14 protein-coding genes are annotated in these 22,620 nt (G+C 44.8%); 10 read left to right on the top strand and 4 right to left on the bottom strand.

Annotated elements, in window-relative coordinates; translation table 11 throughout:
- The 8 genes from DCO56_RS09730 to DCO56_RS09765 all read left to right on the top strand — a co-directional run bounded on the left by DCO56_RS09730 (position 1) and on the right by DCO56_RS09765 (position 14,059).
- Positions 1-1,338 (top strand): sugar porter family MFS transporter, encoded by a 1,338-nt coding sequence (locus tag DCO56_RS09730; protein ID WP_108633538.1) that lies wholly within the window; start codon positions 1-3, stop codon positions 1,336-1,338.
- Between the two features lie 8 nt (positions 1,339-1,346).
- Positions 1,347-3,344, top strand: coding sequence for a glycoside hydrolase family 97 protein (locus tag DCO56_RS09735; RefSeq protein WP_108633539.1), 1,998 nt, complete (start codon positions 1,347-1,349; stop codon positions 3,342-3,344).
- A gap of 4 nt (positions 3,345-3,348) precedes the next feature.
- The gene (locus DCO56_RS09740; RefSeq protein WP_108633540.1) at positions 3,349-4,788 is read left to right on the top strand and encodes a glycosyl hydrolase family 28 protein; all 1,440 of its coding nucleotides are present in this window, start codon (positions 3,349-3,351) and stop codon (positions 4,786-4,788) included.
- Positions 4,789-4,896: 108 nt separating this feature from the next.
- Complete coding sequence (locus DCO56_RS09745; protein WP_108633541.1) at positions 4,897-6,828, top strand: glycoside hydrolase family 127 protein; 1,932 nt, start codon at positions 4,897-4,899, stop codon at positions 6,826-6,828.
- Between the two features lie 22 nt (positions 6,829-6,850).
- Positions 6,851-8,464: a hypothetical protein gene (locus DCO56_RS09750; protein ID WP_108633542.1), complete on the top strand. Its 1,614-nt coding sequence runs from the start codon at positions 6,851-6,853 to the stop codon at positions 8,462-8,464.
- Between the two features lie 6 nt (positions 8,465-8,470).
- Positions 8,471-11,212, top strand: coding sequence for an endo-acting ulvan lysase-like protein (locus DCO56_RS09755; RefSeq protein ID WP_108633543.1), 2,742 nt, complete (start codon positions 8,471-8,473; stop codon positions 11,210-11,212).
- Entirely contained in the window at positions 11,209-12,894 is a 1,686-nt protein-coding gene (locus tag DCO56_RS09760; RefSeq protein ID WP_245935809.1) for a glycoside hydrolase family 43 protein, read from the top strand. The genes DCO56_RS09755 and DCO56_RS09760 overlap by 4 nt, the downstream gene beginning before the upstream one ends.
- 130 nt (positions 12,895-13,024) lie before the next feature.
- A complete protein-coding gene (locus DCO56_RS09765) occupies positions 13,025-14,059 on the top strand; it encodes a LacI family DNA-binding transcriptional regulator (RefSeq protein ID WP_108633544.1) in 1,035 nt (344 codons plus the stop codon).
- Positions 14,060-14,240: 181 nt separating this feature from the next.
- Here the strand turns inward: DCO56_RS09765 and DCO56_RS09770 are convergent, their stop codons facing one another.
- Together DCO56_RS09770 and DCO56_RS09775 are read right to left on the bottom strand one after the other, a co-directional pair.
- Complete coding sequence (locus tag DCO56_RS09770; RefSeq protein WP_108633545.1) at positions 14,241-15,392, bottom strand: iron-containing alcohol dehydrogenase; 1,152 nt, start codon at positions 15,390-15,392, stop codon at positions 14,241-14,243.
- A 68-nt stretch (positions 15,393-15,460) separates the two neighbouring features.
- On the bottom strand, positions 15,461-16,336 hold the full coding sequence (locus DCO56_RS09775; protein ID WP_108633546.1) for a helix-turn-helix domain-containing protein: 876 nt from the start codon (positions 16,334-16,336) through the stop codon (positions 15,461-15,463).
- A gap of 260 nt (positions 16,337-16,596) precedes the next feature.
- On the opposite strand from DCO56_RS09775, the gene DCO56_RS09780 reads away from it, so the two are divergent.
- Together DCO56_RS09780 and DCO56_RS09785 are read left to right on the top strand one after the other, a co-directional pair.
- Positions 16,597-17,166, top strand: a complete 570-nt coding sequence (locus DCO56_RS09780) for a hypothetical protein (protein ID WP_108633547.1) — start codon at positions 16,597-16,599, stop codon at positions 17,164-17,166.
- The gene (locus tag DCO56_RS09785) at positions 17,163-19,286 is read left to right on the top strand and encodes a cation:proton antiporter (RefSeq protein WP_108633548.1); all 2,124 of its coding nucleotides are present in this window, start codon (positions 17,163-17,165) and stop codon (positions 19,284-19,286) included. The genes DCO56_RS09780 and DCO56_RS09785 overlap by 4 nt, the downstream gene beginning before the upstream one ends.
- A 113-nt stretch (positions 19,287-19,399) precedes the next feature.
- Here the strand turns inward: DCO56_RS09785 and DCO56_RS09790 are convergent, their stop codons facing one another.
- Together DCO56_RS09790 and DCO56_RS09795 are read right to left on the bottom strand one after the other, a co-directional pair.
- Positions 19,400-20,848, bottom strand: a complete 1,449-nt coding sequence (locus tag DCO56_RS09790) for an alanine/glycine:cation symporter family protein (protein ID WP_108633549.1) — start codon at positions 20,846-20,848, stop codon at positions 19,400-19,402.
- Between the two features lie 352 nt (positions 20,849-21,200).
- Entirely contained in the window at positions 21,201-22,508 is a 1,308-nt protein-coding gene (locus DCO56_RS09795; RefSeq protein ID WP_108633550.1) for a mechanosensitive ion channel family protein, read from the bottom strand.
- Between the last annotated feature and the right edge of the window lie 112 nt (positions 22,509-22,620).

A 22,620-nucleotide genomic window follows, 5' to 3' on the forward strand; every position in this document is an offset into this window, starting at 1 on the left:
ATGTTACTAAAAAATGCTTCTCATATTGCGCTCATAGCCGCACTTGGTGGTTTTTTGTTTGGATTTGAAGTTTCTGTTATCTCCGGAGCTGAACAAACCATCCAACAGTTATGGAAATTGGATTCCTTTTGGTTGGGTTTTACCGTAGCCTCCAGTTTGATAGGGACTGTTTTGGGCTCAATTGCCGTCGGTAAGCCTGCACAATCCTACGGGAGAAAACCTGTTTTGTTTACAATTGCGATTTTATATCTAGTCTCTGCATTGGGATGTGCAGCAGCCTCTTCATGGCTGTTCTTTGTGCTATTCCGCTTTCTTGGCGGCGTGGCAGTAGGGGCTTCATCTGTCGTAGGGCCAATGTACATCGCAGAAATTGCACCGGCGCACAACCGGGGCAGATTGGCGGGTATGTTTCAGTTGAATATCGTGGGCGGAATCCTGGTGGCTTATCTGACCAATTACTTATTGGCCGGCTATGGTGGAAACGATTCCTGGCGCTATATGCTGGCGGTGATGGCAGTGCCCGCATTGCTGTTTTTTTTACTGCTGTTTCTGATCCCAGAGAGCCCAAGGTGGCTGATTGGCAAAGGTTTTGACAAAGAGGGACGTCAGGTGTTTGAAAGACTCGGTCAGCTATCCGTCTTGCAGGAGATCAGCCTGACGGCTAAGGATAAGACAGAGACCGGGCGAAAAGAAAGTCTGTTTAATGGCAAGTATAAGAAACCGGTTTTCTATGCTGTCTTATTGGCAATGTTCAATCAGCTCTCGGGTATCAACGCGATCTTGTATTATGCGCCCCGTGTATTTGCAATGGCAGGTTTTGACCAAGCAGATGCATTCCAGCAATCTGTATTTATTGGCCTGGCCAATTTTGTCTGTACCATTTTGGCGATGGGCATTATCGATAGAATAGGACGAAAGAAGCTATTGCTGATCGGTGCGGCAGGGATGACTTTATTCCTGATACTGACAGCCTCAGCGTTTGGTTCAATGCATGAAAGCGGGTCTCAAAATCCTTTTATTTTAGTCTATATCGTCGGTTTTATTGCTTTTTTTGCCTTTTCGCAGGGTGCTGTTATCTGGGTTTTTATTTCCGAAATTTTTCCCAATGCCGTTCGTTCGCAAGGTAGTGCGCTCGGGAGCTTTACCCACTGGATCATGGCGGCTATCATTTCTTGGTTGTTTCCCATTATCGTTGAAAGTGATCCCTTGGGCGGCTTCTATTCCTTTGTTTTTTATGGAATCATGATGTTGTTGTCATTCCTGTTTATCTGGCGGGTAATGCCCGAAACCAAAGGGAAATCGTTGGAGCAGATACAGGCTGAACTGGGCATTAAATAGGGGGGCACATGAAAAATAGCAGTATATTTTTACTCTTTATTTTACTCTTGGGAATCGGTACTGCAGAGGCGCAGACGACCGTGTTGCACGATTGGAAATTGAGTTCTCCAGACGGATCTTATATCATGCAGATTACCCAGGAAAAGGTCGCTACGGGTAAGAAGCAGTTATTCTATACATTAACCTACAAGGGCAAACAAGCCATCGGGAAAAGTGAACTGGGGATACAGCTCGACAACCAATTATTTGAGTCGGCCTTGGCGATAGAAAATGATACTAGTCTATCCTGGTGCGAAAATCTTGATTTTGCGCAGGAGTATCGTCAGTCAACGCAGCAGGAATGGAAACCGCTGTACGGTGAGCGCAGTCGGGTAAAAGAAGATTATAAAGAACTCGTATTAAAGTTTACAAAATTTGATGAGCAAACTGCACATACAGAAGGCCAGCAGGGGACAAGTTATGACAAGCGTCGCAGCTATTCTTTGGACATTGTATTCAGGGCTTACAATGAGGGTGTGGCATTTAAGTATTTCTTCCCCGAAAATAGCAATGGATTGTTTTTGCATATTACGGGCGAGCAGACAAGTTTTGCTTTTGAAGAAGGTACGAAAGCTTATTACGAACGCTGGGCACAGGGCCCATATTTCCTACAACCGCTTAAAAATTGGAAAGATGAAAGCGAGCGGCCACTGACTTTATCCTTGCCCAATGGGTTATATGTTGCTCTTCTCGAAGCCCAGATGGTCGATTATGCACGGACAAAGTTGAAGCTCTCGACCAGTCAGGCCAATACCTTGCAGGCCTCGATTTATGGTGAAGTGGATGCTATTCCGCCCTTTTCGACCTCCTGGCGTGTGATCATGGTTGCCCAGCAGCCTGGGCAATTGATCGAGCACAATGATTTGGTACTGAATCTAAACCTCGAGAATCAGATCAAAGATAGCTCCTGGATAAAACCAGGTAAAGCGATCCGCTCTGGCCTGACCACTGCACAGGCATTGGCCTGCATAGATTTTGCGGCGCAGCACGGTTTACACTACGTCCATCTGGATGCAGGTTGGTATGGTCCCGAAATGAAAGTTGCTTCCAAGGCTAACCGTGTCGCAGGGAATAGGGATCTGGATATGCAAGAGCTGATTCACTATGCTGCACAGAAAGATATCGGCATTTTTATCTATGTCAATCAGCGCGCCTTGATGGACGATTTGGATGAATTGTTTGCCCTTTATCAAAAATGGGGGGTCAAGGGTGTTAAATTTGGTTTTGTCCAGGTCGGTTCAAACCGTTGGTCAACATGGTTACACCAGGCCGTCAAGAAGGCCGCTCAGTACCAGCTATTGGTCGATATTCATGATGAATACCGGCCTACTGGATATAGTCGTACTTATCCAAATCTTTTGACGCAGGAAGGTATTCGGGGTAATGAAGAAATGCCTGATGCGACCCATAATACAATCTTGCCATTTACCCGTTTTCTGGCGGGGGCGGGTGATTATACAATCAGCTATTACAACAGCCGGATCAAAACTACACATGCGCACCAGTTGGCCTTGTCGGTCGTGTATTACAGTCCATTGCAGTTTTTATACTGGTACGATACCCCCGGGATGTATCAGGGCGAACCCGAGATCGCTTTTTTCGATCAGGTCAAAACGGTATGGGACGATACCAAAGTCCTAAAGGGAGAGATTGGTCATTATATCGCGACGGCAAGGCGTAGCGCTGACGAATGGTTTGTGGGGGCTATTACCAATACAGAGCAACGAAAACTGGATTTGAAACTAGATTTCCTGAATCCCGACACCGTATATGTCATGGACAGCTACACCGACGATGCTGCGATGCGTACAAAAACAAAAGTCGCTGTAAACCATTTTCTTGTGGATCAGAAAACATCGCTCCAACTACTGCTGAAAGCGAGCGGTGGCGCAGCATTGCATCTCCGTCCGGCAACCAAAATGGATAAAGTAAAGTATAAGAATGTTTTAACAAGAAAAAGCCTATAATAAAATGAAACAATTGCGCGCGGATCTTATCCTACTACTGCTATTGTGCTGTATAACCTTCACGGGAACAGCACAGCGAAATGGTTCAGACCTGAAAGTATACGAGGCCCCGAAAGGAGCATTATTGAATACTGATTTTACGGTCAAAGTGCGTCAAAAAGGTGAGAAGGAATGGAGATATCTGCCAAGTCATCTGATTAAGGTCGACGAGGTGCGAAATGCGAAGCATCAGGTAGAAGATGCCTCAATGGCCTATTTTGATTTTAAGGGGACAGTAGAGGTTTCAGTTACCCACAATAGAGGAGCGATCAATACAGCACGTATTCGGCCGCTGTCATACGGTATTAAACCAGTGGTTGCTGGCAATACCATGACTTTTGTCCTTGATCAACCCCGAAATCTTTCGCTTGAAATCAACGACGATATTTTCCATAACCTCCTGCTCTTCGCAAATCCAATGCTGGAAAATATCCCCGCTAAAAATGATCCGAATGTCATTTATTTCGGTACTGGAATTCATGAATTTAAGGGGGGTAATTTCAAAATACCGAGCAATAAAACTGTTTATATCGCTGGAGATGCCATTTTACGTGGACAGCTGCTGATAGACAGCGTTGAAAATGTTAAGGTCATCGGGCGGGGTATGGTAGAGCATACGGTCAAAATGGGCATTCATATTTCCCGTTCGAAAAATATATTGGTAGAGGGGGTTTTTACGACGCAATGTGCCACGGGAGGCTCCGATCAGGTGACCATCAGAAATGTGAAAAGCGTGAGTTATTACGGTTGGGGAGATGGACTCAATGTATTTGCCAGCAATAATGTATTATTCGATGGCGTATTTTGTCGAAATTCTGATGACTGCACTACCGTCTATGCAACCCGAAAAGGCTTCGAAGGTGGGTGCAAGAATATCACGATGCAAAATTCGACCCTCTGGGCGGATGTTGCCCATCCTATTTTTATCGGTATTCACGGCAATGCGGATAAGTCGGATATTATTGAAGATGTGTATTACCGGAATATTGATATTCTCGATCAAAAGGAAATGCAATTGGATTATCAGGGCTGCATGGCGATCAATGCCGGTGATAATAACCTGATCCGAAATATCCATTTTGAAGACATCCGCGTCGAAGATTTTAGGCAAGGGCAACTTCTTAATCTCCGGATTTTCTTCAATGAGAAATACTGCAAGGCCCCGGGGCGGGGGATAGAGAATATTTTCTTTAAGAATATCAGCTATAATGGCAGCGGTGGCGAACTCTCGATGATCTCAGGCTACGATAAAGATCGAAAAATAAAAAACATATTCTTCGAAAACCTCCGTATCAATGGGAAATTAATCTCGGATAGCATGCCCGAAAAACCGAAATGGTATAAAACAGGTGATATGGCGCGTATTTTCATTGGCGAGCATGTCGAAAACGTCGTGTTTAAATAAAAACATCATGAGGAAAACCCCTTATTTGGGGAATCTCATTGTCTGTCAATTAGGTATGAAATGCCTGATCGCCTCAATTAGACCTTAGCGAAAATAAAAAAGAATGAAATGAAACAAATGATCACTATAGCCGTATTGCTGGCGGCGTCCCTGCATGTAAAGTCGCAGTCCGTTTACATTGGGCAACATGCTGACCGAAAGTTACAACGAGTCGAGGGGAAATTCAAAGCCATGAGTTTTGATATGCAGGATGTACGTCTCTTGCCTTCCATATTTACACAAAACCGCGACCGTACGGCAAAATGGATGATGTCTTTAGATGTCAATAGCTTGCTACAGAGTTTTCGCAATACTTCCGGAACATATGCTGCCTTGGAAGGGGGCTATTCTACCATTAAAAAACTTGGTGGATGGGAATCTTTGGATTGCGATCTCAGAGGACATACAACAGGACATCTTTTATCGGCCTTGGCTTACCTATATGCTTCAACCGGGGAAGCTAAATATAAGGCAAAAGCGGATAGCTTGGTTGCTGGCTTGGAAGTGGTACAGCAGACCTTTACCGCCAATGGAAGTGAGGGGTATCTGAGTGCGTATGGCGAAGGACTGATCAATCGAAATATTGCGGGTAAAAGTGTTTGGGCGCCCTGGTATACCTTGCATAAGCTGTATGCAGGGTTAATAGACCAATACTTGTACGCAAACAACGATAAAGCCCTTGTGATCATGAAAAATGCTGCTGCCTGGGCTTATCGTAAATTAAAGCCTTTGACGGAGGAGCAACGTAGATTGATGCTGCGCAACGAATTTGGCGGTACCAATGAAGCTTTTTATAATCTATATGCCATTACAGGCGAAGAGCAGCATAAATGGCTGGCCGAATTTTTCTACCATGCTGCGGTTCTTGATCCATTGGCCGATCATACCGATGAACTAAAATTTAAGCATGCGAATACTTTTATTCCGAAATTATTGGGCGAAGCCCGCAACTATGAACTGTCTGCTAATGCGCGTTCCAATGCTATGGTGCATTACTTTTGGAACAGGGTTGTGGATCATCAGACTTTTTGTACCGGCGGAAATAGCCACAAGGAAAAATTTATTCCCTCGGACAGTCTCTCGCAGTATCTGACTGGGTATACCCAGGAGACCTGTAATACCAACAATATGCTAAAGCTAACGCGGCACTTGTTCACCTGGGATGCGGAAGCCAAATATGCAGATTTTTATGAGCGTGCGCTATACAACCATATTTTGGGACAGCAGGATCCGGAGACCGGTATGGTGGCTTACTTCTTACCCTTACTGCCGGGAGCCCACAAAGTATATAGCACACCTGATCAATCGTTTTGGTGCTGTGTAGGCACAGGTTTTGAAAATCATACCAAATACAATGAGGCCATCTATTATCATGATGATAAAGGAGTCTATGTCAATCTCTTTATTCCATCTGAACTGCATTGGAAAGAAAAAGGCCTTCGCTTAACTCAGGAGACCAATTTTCCTTCCAGTGGAAAGGTCACATTGCGGGTCGATGTGGATCAGACGGTAACAATGCCGCTGTACCTCCGTCACCCTGCATGGGCCGCAAAGGTAGAAGTAAAGGTAAATGGAAGGAAAGCGGCTCTCAGTAAGCATCCGTCGAGCTATATTACCCTCGAAAGAAAGTGGGAAAAAGGTGATCAGGTGGAAATTTATTATCCGATGGATCTTCATTTGGCCAAAACCAATGACAATCCCAACAAAGCAGCCGTTATGTACGGGCCGCTTGTACTGGCGGGGACGATGGGAAAAGAGGGAATGACCGGAACGGCGCCCTTTTCAGATCCGCATGTACATAATGATTATTATACTTATGATTACCATGTCCCAGCGGGTCTAAAAACTTCGCTCCATGTCGATGAAAAGAATCTCCCAGATAGGGTTAAAATGACGGATCCAGAACAATTGGTCTTTGTCGATAAACTTGATGGGGTGGCGTTGGCGCCGATTCATCGTATCCATCAACAGCGTTACGTGGTGTACTGGGATTTAAAATAAAAGACAAACGGTCAAACCAATTATGAAAAATAAGATCTGTGCTTTGCTTATGCTGTGTTTCTTTTCTCTGGCCGTCAGTGGACAGGAATATCAATGGTCCGTGCCGGTAAGCGGTTATGTATCGGCTGAGACGAACGCCAATCCCGAAGCTTTTTTATGGATCCCGCCCGATTGCCAACAGTTGCGCGGCCTTATCATAGGGCAGCATAATATGTGCGAGGAAAACATTTTTGAACATGCCACTTTCCGCAGGACCATGGGCGAACTCGGATTCGCGATCCTATGGATATCGCCGGGAATAAATCAGCAATGGGACCTGAAGGATGGTTGTCAGAAGGTTTTGAACGAGGCAATCGGGGCCTTGGCAGAAACGAGTGGTTATGGCGAACTGAAACATGTACCCATTGTTCCGCTCGGGCATTCTGCGATGGCTACCTTTCCGTGGAATTTTGCGGCCTGGAATCCCGAAAAGACATTGGCGGTGATATCCTATCACGGCGATGCTCCCCGGACAAATCTAACGGGCTATGGACGTGAAAATCTGGAGTGGGGACGCCATAGAAATATTGATGGTATTCCTGGATTAATGATCGAGGGGGAATACGAATGGTGGGAGGCAAGGGTAAACCCTGCCTTGGCCTTTCGTATGATGTATCCCCAAAGCTGTATATCTTTTTTATGCGATGTGGGACATGGACATTTTGATGTGTCGGATCAGGTGATCGACTATATCTGTCTATTTTTACGCAAAGCAGCGCAATACCGTTTGCCCAAGATACAGGCAATTGATAAGCCCAGCAAACTAACTGTTTTAAATCCGAAAGCAGGCTGGCTGGCCGAGCGATGGCATCCCGGTCAGGTAAAAAGGGCTGCTATGGCAGCATTTGATCGCTATAAAGGCGATCCCCATGATGCTTTTTGGTATTTCGATCAGGAAATGGCTGCTGCGACGGAGCGCTATTACAGTAAGGGAAATTTAAAACAATCGCAATTTATTGGCTTTACATGGAAAAATCGCTTATTGCCTTTTGACCCAGCCAGCCATGCCCAATATCAGACCAAGATTGAGCCTGATGCTGATGGCCTGACGTACCGACTGTCGGCGGCCTTCACGGATTCGACACGATCTCACTTTTCAGATTTGCATGGGAAAGGGGGGATTCGGATCGACCGTATCTGTGGCCCCATCCACAAAATTAATGACAGTATATTCAAGGTACAGTTTTATCGAATGGGCATGAACAATGGCAAGCGCAGCAACGACATATGGCTATTAGCGTCAAGTGCAGGCGATCGCCCATATAAAAGTGCGGTGCAACAGTTAAATCTTAAGATCGACTATCCACTCACTGTGGGCCGACGCCAACATATCCTTTTTCCGGGCTTGGGCGATGTCGAGGTGGGTACATCCCCGATCAATTTAGGAGCCTCATCCGATGCCGATCTGCCTGTGGCCTATTATGTGAAGGCTGGGCCAGCAGCTGTAGAAGGGGAGCAGCTCAGATTGACTGCTATCCCACCACGGGCAAAATATCCCATTAAAGTAACTGTGGTCGCCTGGCAATACGGTCTGAAAGGCACTATTCAGTCTGCAGAACCTGTGGAGCGCCATTTTTTCATTAAGCAACAAAAATAGAAAATCATGATAAAGCGTTTAGTATATCCTGTTTTTATAGCCTTTTTTTCATTACTGACCGTAAAGGGGCAAGAGATCCCACTGCCGGTCAAGCTGCTTGAGGGGCACCCCCGCTTACTGACCACAGATCAGGAGAAGGGGCGGCTGCGCCAGCAGCTGAAAGAGCAGAAATGGGCAGGGGAAGTACTTATAGGGATCAAAAACCGGATCGATCCTTACCTCGACGAGGTAAAAGCGCAGCCCGATTGGTTGTATTCGCGTCTGATGATGTACTGGAAGAGCAAAGCTACCCAAGTGTATATCGATGGTGGGGTATATGCCAAAGCTGATGGAGTGGCTCCTGTGCCGACCGTTCGATTTGGTAGCAGCAGAGGCGTTGGGTCGCCATTTATCCGCCCGGCACTGGCTGATATCATACCCTATATGGACGATACCAAAGGAGTGTATTTTTGCAATTCTTCCAAACCCGGCGCACCATTGGAATGGGTAGATCAGCGTCAAGCTTCGGGTGGGAGCATCGAAAGCGTCAACGAGGAGATCATGAAACTGGCAAAAGATGCTGCCTTCTTGTACTGGCTTACCGATGATCAGGTCTATGCTAGCCTGGCGTTTGGTGTAATCGATACTTATCTGACAGGGATGTATTATCGCAATGAACCTATTGACCTCAATCATGGCCATGCACAGACGCTCGTAGGGATGACAACATTCGAAGTCATACAGGAGCGAATCCTCAACGAATTGGCCTATACCTATGATTTCCTATACAATTATGTCGACAAGGTTCAGCCTGATAAAAAAATAATCTATGAAACAGCACTGAAGAAATGTATAGACCTAAGCCTAAAAAATGGCGTACCCCATAATAATTGGAACCTCCATAAGTCAAAGTTTATCCTGAAAGTCGCGATGGTGCTTGGAAAGGATAAAGACTATGCAGATGGTCAGGGAAGGGAATATTACATCAATGCGATTCTTAACAAGACTGCTGCCCGACATTGGTCCTTACCGCACTTTATGGCGTATGGATACGACAAGGAGACCGGAATTTGGAACGAAAGTCCTGGCTATGCCCAAAGTGTAGGTCACGAACTTACCCAGTTTATCCGGGATTATGATAACACATTCAATCAAAACTTACTTCCCTATATCCCTGTCATGTACAAGGCTGTTGAAGCACTGCCGCAATACCAGTTTCCCAATGGAATGACCACAGCATTTGGGGATTCCTATTACGGGCTCCTGAACCCTGCACCGCTGGCAGATATGATTCGGTTGACCCAAAAGTACAACGAGCGGGAACACGAGGTGCTGTACACAAAAATGTATAAACTGTTCCATACGGATACGGACAAGGAGCCCCTTCAGCCGGCGCATCTTCCGGCACAGATCAGTTCTTTTTTTACCGATAAACCATTGGTCCTGGACAGAAAGGTGTCCAAGGGAGCGCTAAGGGATTATGTGACACCGACGTTCTATTCGCCAAATGTGAGCTGGTTTGTACAACGCAATAAATATGATAGCAAAGAAAATGGAATGATGATTTCGCAATATGCATCGCTCGGCAATCATATGCATTCCAATGGGTTGGCGATGGAGCTTTACGGCAAGGGCTATGTACTCGGGGCAGAGTCGGGAATAGGTTCTTCCTATTTTGAAAAGCCTTATTTGGATTATTACTCCCAGTTTCCGGCACACAACACGGTTATGGTTGATGGCATATCCAAATACCCCGAAATGCTAAGTACACATGACTTCAAGCTGCTCGGGTGTTATCCAAAACCGGGACAAAAAACAGGATATTATGCCGGGGTTACTTATTCCGATATGTATTTTTTAGAACCCGAAAGCCAGAGTGATCAGAATCGGTTGATGAGCATCGTGAATACTGGACCGACGACAGGCTATTACGTGGATATTTTTCGTTCAAAAAAACAACAGGGAGGAGAGAAATACCACGATTACTTTTACCATAACTTGGGACAGGAGCTGAAAATATCCGAAATAGGTGGACGGGCGTTGGCCTTGAAACCCAGTGATGAGATGGGCTTTGCGGGAGGACATCTCTTTGCCCTGGATTATATGTGGGACAAGCAGTCCGCCATGACGGACAAGGATTATGAAGCAACTTGGAAGATGTCCTTTCCTGACGATAACAATGTGTATATGCATCTTTGGATGAAGGGGTATAAAGGCCGGGAAATTTTTTCGATCAAGGCTCCGGCAGTGAAATCCTACCGTAAAGAATATAAGTTGCCTTATGATTTTTACCATGATCCTTATCTGACTATTGCCGCCAGACAACATGGCGAAGCTTGGAAGCATCCTTTTGTCGCGATCTACGAACCTACCGTTGAAAAAGAAGGGCGATCCATTATTTCCATTAGCTCATTTGCGGTAGAGAATGTGTCTCCAGACTTTGTGGGGCTTGATGTGGAAAGCAGGGCGGGACGTCACGATTATATTTTTTCTTCCTTAGCCGCGGATGAAGTCAGGTATCAGGATAAAGTTGTCAAAGGCACCTATGGACTGATCAGCGAACAGGGGGATGATTTTACGCTATTTTTGGGAAATGGCTACAAAATAGCTGCAAGGGAATTTAGTATCGATTGTGCCGAAAAAGCCAATGTTACCCTAGAGCGGAAAGATGGGCGTTATTTCTATACAAGTGATCGAACGATCAAGCTAACTTTCCGGAATAAGACCATCCAACTGGAAGCCTCGGATTACAAACAAATCACCTTATGATCATGGAGCAACTTATGAAGAATGCTAAAACGATAACTTTAATTGTATTTTTATTTTTGATCAGCGTAGCATTTGGTCAAGAACAGTCTAAGGTTTGGTCCCCAGATCTGGGGAACGGAAAATTCAAAAATCCTGTGCTCTATGCGGACTATTCCGATCCTGATGTTATCCGTGTGGGCGATGACTACTACATGACAGCTTCCAGCTTCAATTGTGTTCCGGGCCTACCTATTCTCCACTCCAATGATCTTGTCAATTGGGAGATTATCAATTATGCCTTGTCGCGCCTCGAATTGGAAGGTGCACCAGCAGGGTTTTTCGATAAACCTCAGCATGGGAAAGGTGTATGGGCACCCTGCATCCGTTACCATAACGGGGAGTTTTTGATTTATTGGGGTGATCCGGACTTTGGTATTTATGTGGTCAGGAGCACCGATATTCGCGGAAAATGGAGCAGACCTATATTGGTTTTACCAGGAAAGGGAAGGATAGACCCCAGCCCGCTGTTTGATGATGATGGACGAATCTATCTCGTACATGCTTGGGCCGATAGCAGAGCCAAGATGAACAGTGTAATGATGGTCTGTGAATTAGATGCAACGGGGACCAAAGTCGTCAATGACCAGGCGATGGTCTTTGACGGAAATGATGGGGTCAACCATACTGTTGAAGGTGGTAAGTTTTACAAAAAAGATGGTTATTATTATCTATTGGCGCCTGCTGGGGGAGTAGCAACAGGCTGGCAGATTGCCTTGCGTTCAAAACAGGTATATGGTCCGTATGAGGTGAAAACTGTACTTGCACAAGGTTCTACGACGATCAATGGCCCCCATCAAGGCGGTCTTGTCGATACCAAAAGTGGAGAATGGTGGTTTTTGCATTTTCAGGATGTTGGCGCGATCGGACGGATTGCACATTTGCAGCCCGTGCAGTGGAAGGACGGCTGGCCGGTAATGGGAATCAACGATAAGAATTATTGTGGCGAACCGGTTACTAGCTATCGCAAACCTAATGTCGGTCAATCATATCCCGTGAAGAACCCTGTCGAGAACGACGAATTTAATTCGGCTAAGCTCGGTTTGCAATGGAGCTGGCACGCCAACCCCGGGCAGACTTGGGGCTTCCCTTCGGCCAATGGCTACTTACGCTTGTATGGTCAATATTATCCCCAAGATTTTCGGAACTTATGGCAGGTGCCCAACCTTCTTTTGCAGAAAATTACTGCGCCCCAGTTTACCGCGACGACAAAGATCAAAGCCGTTTTAAAAAACGATGGTGATAGGGTTGGATTCGTAATCATGGGCTGGGACTACGGATATGTCGCGTTAAAAAAGACAACTAATGGGTACGAGATCCTGCAGGTACAATGCCAGGATGCCGAACAAAATGGTGCCGAAGAAATTCGTTTCAATAGGGCACTGGATGCGCTGAGGCCTACCGTCAAATATAATTATCAGACTAAGCTCGAAGAAGTTGATTTATGGATCCGCACACAGGTAGATGTAAAGGGAGATGCACGATTTGAATACAGCACTGATGGTCGTGCTTATTTTCCGCTGGGAGACAAATTTCATATGCGGCAAGGAAAATGGATAGGGGCCAAAATGGGGTACTTTATCCTAAATAGTACTGCCGATAGCCCGCGTTCATGGGCAGATATAGATTGGTTTAGAGTCGAATAAAAGGATTTAAGTGTAAACTGAAAATATTTTGTATTTCTGTAACATTTTTATGTGGAAACATCCTTGATCTTTTGTATGTTTAACATGATATCCATTTTGATACAAAAGCGATAGACCTCAACCCATAAAAATGAATAATAAATTGACAATATCAGATATTGCTGCAGCTTTGAACATCTCTAAGGCGACAGTCTCCCTCGTATTGAATGGAAAGGCAAAACAAGCAAAAATAAGCAAGAAGATGGAGGATAAGGTACTCCAATACATGGAAGAGGTTGGATATCGCCCTAATCTTTTTGCTCAGGGACTTCGCACAGGAAAAACAAAGATCATTGGTATGCTTGTAGAGGATATTTCCGATCCTTTCTTTTCAGCAATTGCCCGTCATGCTGAGGAAGTTGCGTATGAGAAAGGATATAAGATCGTTTATTGTAGCACTGAAAACAATACAAAAAAGACAAAGGAGATGTTGCACATGTATCGAGGTCAGAAGATCGATGGATACATTATCGCGCCGCCTCCGGGAATAGAAAAAGAAGTGAAAGAATTGATCAAAGATGGTTATCCCGTTGTCCTATTTGACAGGACGCTGAAGGGAGTGAATGCGGATACCGTTTTGGTCGATAATTATGAAAGTGCATACCAAGGTACAGAACATCTGATTAATAATGGGTACAATGCCATTGGTTTTATCACGCTTATTTCCGACCAGGTGCAGATGAAATCCCGTTTACAGGGATACACGGATGCCCTAACCAATGCAGGACTTGACCCCGTTGTCTTGAATATACAATATCATGGGGAGGAGGGGGAAAGTGTTCGGGAAATAGAAGGACTGCTGCTTGGAGAGCGAAAACTCGATGCATTATTTTTTGCCACAAACTATATTGCAGATAACGGGCTTGAAGCGATTGCTAATTTACAGTTGGAGATTCCCAAAGATTTGGGAATAATGGTCTTTGACGACAACAAGATGTATAAGTTTTTTCATCCGCCAATTACGGCTATTGCGCAGCCGGTCAAAGAAATTTCGGAATTCTCCATTAATTTACTGCTAAAAAGATTGGCTGAATCAGAGCAGCAGGGAACGATTAAGAAAGTGGTATTGTCCAATCAATTGGTGATCAGAAAATCAACGGAAAAAAGAACCATTAAATCGAGTTGAGTAGTTAACTCGTGTGAAATGAATAGTGTTTTCAATGTTTTTTGAGATAAATTGCAAGATGCTTAAGTATATTGGATAAAGCGCACTACTGTAGTGCGCTTTAAAGTGTGGCTGCTGAACTGGACTCCAATGAGCCGATGATCCGATCGAAATTCCAGTTTGCTAAACCCCTTAAATGTGATTACCCATTAAAGATAACACCGTCGTAACAGGCATTATAAATGGCCTTGAGATCTTCCAATACCGGAACTCGTGGGTTGAATCCTGTACATGGATCTAGCAAGGCGTTGTTTGTCATGTAATCGATATTTTTCTCCCAATCTGCTTTGGAAATTCCAAATTCTTTGATGGACGAAATATTATTTACCTCAGCACGTAGCGTTTCAATGGCTTGTGCCAGCTCTTCAGCTGTTTCTTTGCCGATCACTTTCGCTAAATCAGGGAAACGCGTGGAAACCTTGGCGTTATAACGGATGACATTGGGTAAGAAGATCGCGTTTGCAGCACCATGCGGAATACCATACAGTGCGCCGACCTGATGGGATAGGGAGTGCACGATACCTAACCAGGCATTGTTAAATGCCAATCCTGCCATGAAGGATGCGTCGTGCATGTTTTGACGGGCTTGGATATTTGTCGGGTTGTTGACCGCTTCCTTTAGATTATTGAACACAATTTCTAAGCCACCCTTAGCCAGTACATCGGCATAATTGTCATCGATGTTGGATACATAGGCTTCCACACAGTGCGTAAGGGCATCCAGGCCCGTGTTGGCTGTGATATGGGCCGGCATTGACGCACAGACTTCGCCGTCAACAATAGCGATATCGGGTGTCAGTTCATACGAAACAATCGGGTATTTGACGCCTTTTTCGCGGTCGGTGATGACAGCCAGACCAGTTGTCTCGGTACCGGTACCACTGGTGGATGGGATGGCGATAAACTTTGCCTTGTTGCGCAAGGTAGGTACCGTAAAAGGTTTGACCAAAGCATCGAAATCAGCCTCTGGATATTCGTAGAATACCCACATCATCTTAGCAGCATCAATCGCTGAGCAACCGCCAAGACCGACGATCCAATCGGGCTGAAACTCACGCATCGCTGCTGCTCCCTTGAAACTTGTAGCTGATGATGGATCTTCCTCTACGCCATCGAAAACAAACGTTTCAAGACCTGCTTCCTGTAGAAATGCAATTGATCTATCCAACGTTCCGCTTTGACGCATCGAATTTCCCCCTGTCACGATAAAGGCTTTCTGACCTTTAATATTCTTCAGTTCTGCAAGGCTTCCTGCGCCGTGGAATACTTCTCCTGCAATAAATAATTTGCTCATTGTTGTATCTTTTATTTAATGCTTCAAAGATAGCGTGGCAATGGGCCTCGATTATTACACAAACAGGACTACGTGTTATACATTTGAGCCAACTCATTTTGGAGCTGGGTCGGTGTTTCATTGAGCTTTGCTTTCACAAATTTGTTCAGCGCTGCTGGGGAGTTGAACCCCAGGTCAAAGGCAATTTCTTTGTGGGTAATGTCTGCAAACATGAGCTGCCGCTTGATTTCGGTCATGATCCGGTTGTGGATGGTATTGATCGCGGTGTCCCCACAATGTTTTTTGGTAATGGCATTGAGCTTTTTGGGTGTGATGTAAAGCTGATCGGCATAGTATTGTACCGAGCGCTCTTCTTTGTAGTTTTCGTTGAGCAATTTTTTGAATTCGATATACAGACTTTGGTCTGCTGTTTTAGTTCCCAGAACGGGGTGCTGCCCATGTACGGATTCAATGAGTTTGAGCAAAAATATCTTGATGTAAAAGCGTGCTTCTTCTTTGCGGACCAAACTTGGATTTTGATAAATATCCTGTATAAGCTTGATTGTATGGATACTCTCGGCAAATTCGTCGGTTGACAAAACCGTATTGTTGAGTTGGGTTGACAGGTTGATATTATAGGGGCTCAACTCATTTTTGAGGATATCCGAACAGAATAACACCTCTTCAAACAAGATGATTTTGCCGGCCACCTGATCAGAAAAAGCCTGTATGGCATGCACCTGATCCGGGAAGATGACCGAAATCCGGCTGCTGTTCAGGATGTACTGTCGGTCTTCGATCTGTAGTCGTAGTTCGCCTTCCTGAATCACGAAGATGCAAAAATGGTCTTTTTGATGTGGCGCTGTGTAAGCCTGTAAATGCTCGGCATCAAGGTCAAACACACGGAAAGATAGTTTCTTGTCTTCTATTTTGTTGATCTGCTTTTTAAGGTGTAGTCGTTCCATCAATTCGTTTCTGCTGTTTAAAAAGAAAGGCAAAGGTAGCCATTTAAATTCAGCGACGATGTGCTATTTAGGTTTTGTGACAAGCAAAATACAGCCCTAGAATAATCCGAAAATTGAGGTCGAAATGCTTTTTCTATACCTATAGCCACATAAATTTTATTATTTCACAAACATAAGCAGCTATCATCTTGTTAAAAGGTTAGGCAACTTATATGGCTTTGAGAGCGGCCTTTTAAGATTAATCAAAAAAACTATTTCAAGTGAAAAAAATAATACATATCTCAATCCTCACTTTGTTGATCTCTTCGTGTAACAATGGGGGCGGTGATATTCAGCAAAGAGAAGAGCGACTCGTGCAAAAGGAACAGGAATTCGCTAACAAAGAGGCGGAATATAAAGCCTTGCTTGCCATGCGTGATAGTCTGATGGCGAGCAAAGTAAGCCAGAGCGATTCAGTCTCCCGTACGCAAGCATGGCCTGATTCATTGGCTGGACAATGGAGCAGCCGTCTGGTCTGCCGCTCGTCGACCTGCGGTAATTATGTCATCGGCGATCAGCGAAACGAACAGTGGCAATTTGTCGCTGACTCCACTGGGCTGTATGTCAAGACCTCCACAAAAAATAAAACCATGCAGCTTTTTAAAGGCAGCTTGCAGGATAATCGGCTCAGGTTAGTCGGGGTGGGTGACAGTGTCGGCGATAAAAGCGCTGGGATTCAGGTCAACATTGATCTGGTCGGTACCAAACTGATGCGTGGAACGCAGACAATCTATACAAAAGGGGATTGTCAGGCGACTTTTTCTGTTGAACTTATACCCAATGAAAAATGATTATAGCCAGTATACATCATATTACTTTTCCCGTCGAAGACCCCTTGCTCAAATTTTTTATTGAGCTGCTGATTATCTTGCTGGTACCTTTGCTGCTCAATAAAATAAAAATCCCCCATTTGTTGGGCCTGTTGGTCGCGGGGGCAATTGTGGGGCCCTATGGCTTCAACCTCCTGTCGCGGGATAGCAGCGTGGTGGTGACAGGTACGACGGGTTTGCTCTATATCATGTTTCTAGCAGGGCTGGAAATCGATATGGGCGACTTTAAAAAGAATAAATGGAAAAGTATTACTTTTTCCATCTATACCTTTTTGGCTCCATTTATCCTCGGATTTATCGGAGGCTACTATCTCCTGCATTTTTCGCTGTCCACCTCCATTTTATTTGCGAGCTTGTTCTCTTCCCATACTTTGATTGTGTATCCCTTGGTCAGTAACCTGGGGATCGCAAAAAATCCGGCAGTCAATATTACTGTAGGTGGCACCATGATTACGGATGTGCTTTCGCTTTTGGTATTGGCTGTGATCGTTGGTCTTTCCCAGGGTGATGTGGATGCGGCCTTTTGGATTCGGCTGAGCATTTCCATGATTGCATTTGCCCTGGTTGTACTGCTGATCTTTCCGCTGATAGCCCGTTGGTTTTTTAAAAATGTGGCCGATAAGATATCGCAGTATATATTTGTAGTCGTGATGATTTACCTGGCTTCGATTTTGGCCGAACTGGCGGGGATCGAGTCTATTATCGGTGCATTCTTCGCAGGGTTGGCACTCAATCGCCTGATCCCGCATACTTCTTCGTTGATGAATAGGATTGAATTTGTGGGTAATGCGATTTTCATCCCATTTTTTCTGATCAGCGTAGGCATGCTGATTGATTTTTCAGCCTTTTTCAAAAGCTGGGAAACCCTTGGTGTAGCAGCGATCATGCTGGTCGCATCCATTGGTGGTAAATATATAGCTGCCATCCTGACCCAAAAAACTTTTCGGCTGAGCAAGGAGGAGGGCCTCCTGATTTTTGGAATGAGCGCCGCATCTGCTGCGGCAACATTAGCGGCGGTCATGGTAGGCTATAATATCGTCCTCGGACAGACGGCAGACGGCGAACCTATTCGTTTGCTCAATGAGCATGTACTAAATGGCAGTATTTTGCTGATCCTGATCTCCTGTACCATATCGTCTTTTGTGGCGATGTCCAATGCACAGCGTATTGCGGAGGTGGATCGGGAAAATACCATCGCAGGGGACAAACAGCCGAATGCTCATATTTTATTGCCGATCAATAGTGAACAGATGACCGAGAAGATAATCAATTTAGGACTGTTGATGCGTACGAAATCAAAGGACGATCAGCTGTATGCCCTAAATATTATCAGCGAGGACAAAAATGAATCCTCAGTCAAGAATGCGGCAAAAATCTTGGAGGCAGCGGTAAAACTCGGCGCAGCGGCTGATGTGCAGGTACAGCCGATCACACGTCACGATAATGAGGTTGTAGCTGGTATCAACAATGTGATCAAAGAGAAAAATATTACGGATCTACTGATGGGTTTGGATAAGGATAAAGGTTTTTCAACTTCTTTCATGTATAATTTATACAATGGCTACCTGAAGAATGAACATGTCAATTTGATTTTGTACAGTGCCATACAACCTATTTCTACAGTAAAGGAATATGTCGTGCTTATTCCACCATTGGCTTATCGGGAGCCGGGTTTTTTTGAGGCTTTGTCAAAAATATGGAATATTGCCCGAAATTCGGGGTCGCCTTTAAAATTTTATACCACGGCGGATATCATCGAAATCCTGCATCGAATCATTAAAAGATCGGCTGTTGAAGCTTCATTTGTAAACATCGCCAAATGGGGCGAAGTGGATCAGGTCATCGCTGATTTAAAATCCGATCAAGGGCTGATTGTGCTGATGGCCGACCGTAACCGCTTTTCGTATAAATCCCCGATCCATACCATTACGCAATACCTGAATGAAAACCGGATCGAAAATAATTATCTGCTGATTTATCCCTATACGGAAAGCATTGCGGATGCCGCAGAAAAACGTGCGATCAACAACCATCAGGATTTTGCCGAAATTGGTAAATTAATACAGAAGGTATTTCGATAACCTATTGTTTAAACGTCGGATAGCACTTTAATTTGACTTAAAATGCTATTCGACGAATAATCGCGCATGGTTTACTTAATAGTACCAGAAAAAAATGCAACTATTTCAATCAGCTAGTTTAGCGTGTCGCTATTTTTTTTGGACCATAGTTCCATGTTCGGAAAATTATATTTATCGTTGTTAAAAATCGGATCTTTCTTGGCCTTCTGCTGCTCACGATAGTCATCATAAATGGTAAGTACTTTTTTGTGGAGCAATAGAATAGCGATCAGGTTGAGCCAGGCCATGAGTCCAACGCCAATATCGCCCAACGTCCAGGCAGACTTTGCCGTACTGATGCAGCCTACATAGGTGGATACTAACATAAGCAGGCGCAAAACCCAGATAAGTATGGTCTTGTGCTGTTTTTTGCGACTTACAAAACTGATATTGGTTTCGGCAATATAATAATAGGCCATGATAGTCGTGAACGCGAAAAAGGCTAAGGCTAAAGCGACAAAAGCGTTCCCAATGGTAGGGAAGTGATGTGACACGGCCTGCTGCGTAAAGCCCGGTCCCATTTCCGTAGCGGGAAGGTGCTGTACGATAAACCCTCCGTTTGGATTTTCCACATTATATTGTCCCGTAAATAGGATCATCAAGGCTGTCGCAGTACAGACAAACATGGTATCGACATAGACTGAAAAGCCCTGAACCAGCCCCTGCTTGATAGGATGCGATACTTCGGCGGCGGCGGCAGCATGTGGCGCGGTGCCCTGACCGGCTTCATTGCTGTAAATGCCCCGTTTTACGCCCCATGAAATTGCCATGCCCGCCACAGCACCAAAGGTTGCCTCCAGATTGAAGGCGGCTTTTACAATCAGTGAAATGACGGCTGGTATCTGTGTAAAATTGAGACCGATAATGACTAATGCCATCAGAATATAGGCTCCCGCCATAAATGGAACGACATACTCAGCGACGGTACTGATCCGCTTGACACCGCCGATAATAATGATGGCCAGTAAGGCCGCTATGCTCAATCCGGTGACGCTCGGCGACAAGTTGAAGGCTGATTCAACCGCCGCACCGATGCTATTACTCTGCACGCCGGGGAGTAAAAATCCAGTACTGATGATCGTGACGATAGCAAATGTCCAGGCAAAAGCCTTGGAACGCAACCCTTTCAGAATATAAAATGCTGGCCCGCCCCGGTATTCTCCGTCATTGACCTCTTTGTACATCTGGCCGAGCGTAGCCTCCACGATAGCCGATGCACTGCCCAAAAAAGCGATGACCCACATCCAAAAGATAGCTCCGGGACCGCCCATGGCGATGGCTGTTGCAACACCGGCAATGTTGCCTGTACCCACACGACCAGAGATAGCGAGCGAGAATGCCTGAAATGAGGAAATTCCTTTGTCCGAACTATTGCCATCAAAAAGCAAACGGATCATTTCCCGAATTTGCGTGAGCTGCGGGCATCGGAAACGTATCGTAAAATAGATCCCAGTCAACAAACATAGGTATACCAGAGCATCACTCCAGATGATGTCGTAAATTTTATTGATTATATCGTTCATATTTTAAAATTAAATCTTTAGGCGCACTAAAAGTAGGTAAAAAGCAGCTAAAATATAGTATACATTCCTAAATTTCGTATAGATTATAGTGATTTGATTGAAATTGGCTATGTAGATTATGAATAATGCGATTATTTTAGTTTTAATATGTGTTATTTGTACAATATGGGGTTAAAAAAACATAGAATCAGTATTTTTTTTTAAACAAGATAGGTCGCTCGTCCGATTTGTTTCAATAATGTTTTGGATATCGCTTGAAAGTAGGTCATAAAGACAGCAGACCATGGCTGCAAAAGTACTTTTGATAATTTAAGCCATGGTCTGCCGTATGCGATTGAAGAAGCCTTAAAATTTAACTGAAATTGCGTGCTGCCATGAGCATGCGCAGGTCGTCGGATGCGGGCAGTTCAAACACCTGTAGATGAAAGTGTTTAATGGCTGCCAGCAAATGATCAAATATATCGGCCATGGTATCTTCGAAATAAACCCATTGTGTCCCCTTGGTAAACATGTACAGTTCCAACGGAATGCCGTATTCATTGGGCGCGAGCTGACGCACCAATAGGGTCAGTTCCTGATGGATATTGGGGTTGTGCTTAGCATAGGCAAGTACATAGGCCCTGAACAGACCGATATTGGTCATCCTTCGGCCGTTGACAGGCGAGGAGCTGTCGGTATTCCAGGTTTTGTTGTAATCGGCAATCTCACGCTCCCGTTTTTCGATATAGGGGGCCAGCAAGTGGATTTTTTTTAATGCTGTAATTTCCTCGGCACTGAGATAGCGTACAGAAGACATTTTAATGTTCAAAGCCCGTTTTATCCGACGGCCGCCCGTCTCTTGCATCCCGCGATAGTTTTTGAATGAATCACTTAGCAGGGTATAGGTCGGTATGGTGACGATGGTCTTGTCCCAGTTCTGTATCTTCACATTGTTGAGGTTGATCTGCAGTACGTCGCCGTCAACACCATATTTGGGCATTTCTATCCAGTCACCCACGCGGACCGAGTCATTGGCCGATACCTGGATACTGGCCACAAAGCCTAGAATAGTGTCTTTAAATACCAGCATGAGGATTGCGGATGCCGCCCCCAGCGAAACGAGAAAAGACCAGGGCGAATTGCCTGTCAGCAGCGACACGGCCAGTGTGCCGATGACGAAAATCAAAAAAATCTGTACCACCTGCAGGTAACTGTCGATGGGCTTGTCCTTGAATCCTTTTGACGTACGAAAAATATCCCTGCAGGTTTTTAACAGGCTGTTGATGAGATGATAGACTGTAAGCAATACCAACAAATCCAAAAATTTGACAATCGTGGCTGTCAGTACCGGAAAGCCAAGAAAGATGATCGGAAGCAGCTGCCGGGTGAGCAGCGTCAATATGGTCCGGCTCAGCTGCACATGCACCTTATTGGCCAAAAGAAAATCATCCCATTGGGTCGAGGTTCGCCGGGCAATTTTGTTCAATGCCGAATAGAAGATGTTGCGCATCAGGTAATCCAATGCATAGAGCAGCAGGGCAAAAGCCAGAAGTAAACCTACTGCCGTACCCATATGGGCCTGCTGTTCGGGTAAACCTAATGTCGTAAAGAGATTGAAGATGTACTGATAAATTGAACTTGATTGTTGTTCACTGAAGTTGAGCATGTCTAAATTTTTCATATGAACAGACAAATTTACGAAGAAATATAAAAACGGGTTTTTATGTGGTAAATACCCTTTAATAACGGCTTTTCTGTGTTTTATTTGCTTATTGATTAATTTTTATGTATAT

It is taken from the genome of Sphingobacterium athyrii, assembly GCF_003071065.1.
Taxonomy (GTDB): domain Bacteria; phylum Bacteroidota; class Bacteroidia; order Sphingobacteriales; family Sphingobacteriaceae; genus Sphingobacterium; species Sphingobacterium athyrii.

Bases quoted from the DNA above. Each gene is read 5' to 3' on its own strand.
- DCO56_RS09730 (WP_108633538.1), top strand. From the start codon at position 1: ATGTTACTAAAAAATGCTTCTCATATTGCGCTCATAGCCGCACTTGGT.
- DCO56_RS09735 (WP_108633539.1), top strand. From the start codon at position 1,347: ATGAAAAATAGCAGTATATTTTTACTCTTTATTTTACTCTTGGGAATC.
- DCO56_RS09740 (WP_108633540.1), top strand. From the start codon at position 3,349: ATGAAACAATTGCGCGCGGATCTTATCCTACTACTGCTATTGTGCTGT.
- DCO56_RS09745 (WP_108633541.1), top strand. From the start codon at position 4,897: ATGAAACAAATGATCACTATAGCCGTATTGCTGGCGGCGTCCCTGCAT.
- DCO56_RS09750 (WP_108633542.1), top strand. From the start codon at position 6,851: ATGAAAAATAAGATCTGTGCTTTGCTTATGCTGTGTTTCTTTTCTCTG.
- DCO56_RS09755 (WP_108633543.1), top strand. From the start codon at position 8,471: ATGATAAAGCGTTTAGTATATCCTGTTTTTATAGCCTTTTTTTCATTA.
- DCO56_RS09760 (WP_245935809.1), top strand. From the start codon at position 11,209: ATGATCATGGAGCAACTTATGAAGAATGCTAAAACGATAACTTTAATT.
- DCO56_RS09765 (WP_108633544.1), top strand. From the start codon at position 13,025: ATGAATAATAAATTGACAATATCAGATATTGCTGCAGCTTTGAACATC.
- DCO56_RS09770 (WP_108633545.1), bottom strand. From the start codon at position 15,392: ATGAGCAAATTATTTATTGCAGGAGAAGTATTCCACGGCGCAGGAAGC.
- DCO56_RS09775 (WP_108633546.1), bottom strand. From the start codon at position 16,336: ATGGAACGACTACACCTTAAAAAGCAGATCAACAAAATAGAAGACAAG.
- DCO56_RS09785 (WP_108633548.1), top strand. From the start codon at position 17,163: ATGATTATAGCCAGTATACATCATATTACTTTTCCCGTCGAAGACCCC.
- DCO56_RS09790 (WP_108633549.1), bottom strand. From the start codon at position 20,848: ATGAACGATATAATCAATAAAATTTACGACATCATCTGGAGTGATGCT.
- DCO56_RS09795 (WP_108633550.1), bottom strand. From the start codon at position 22,508: ATGAAAAATTTAGACATGCTCAACTTCAGTGAACAACAATCAAGTTCA.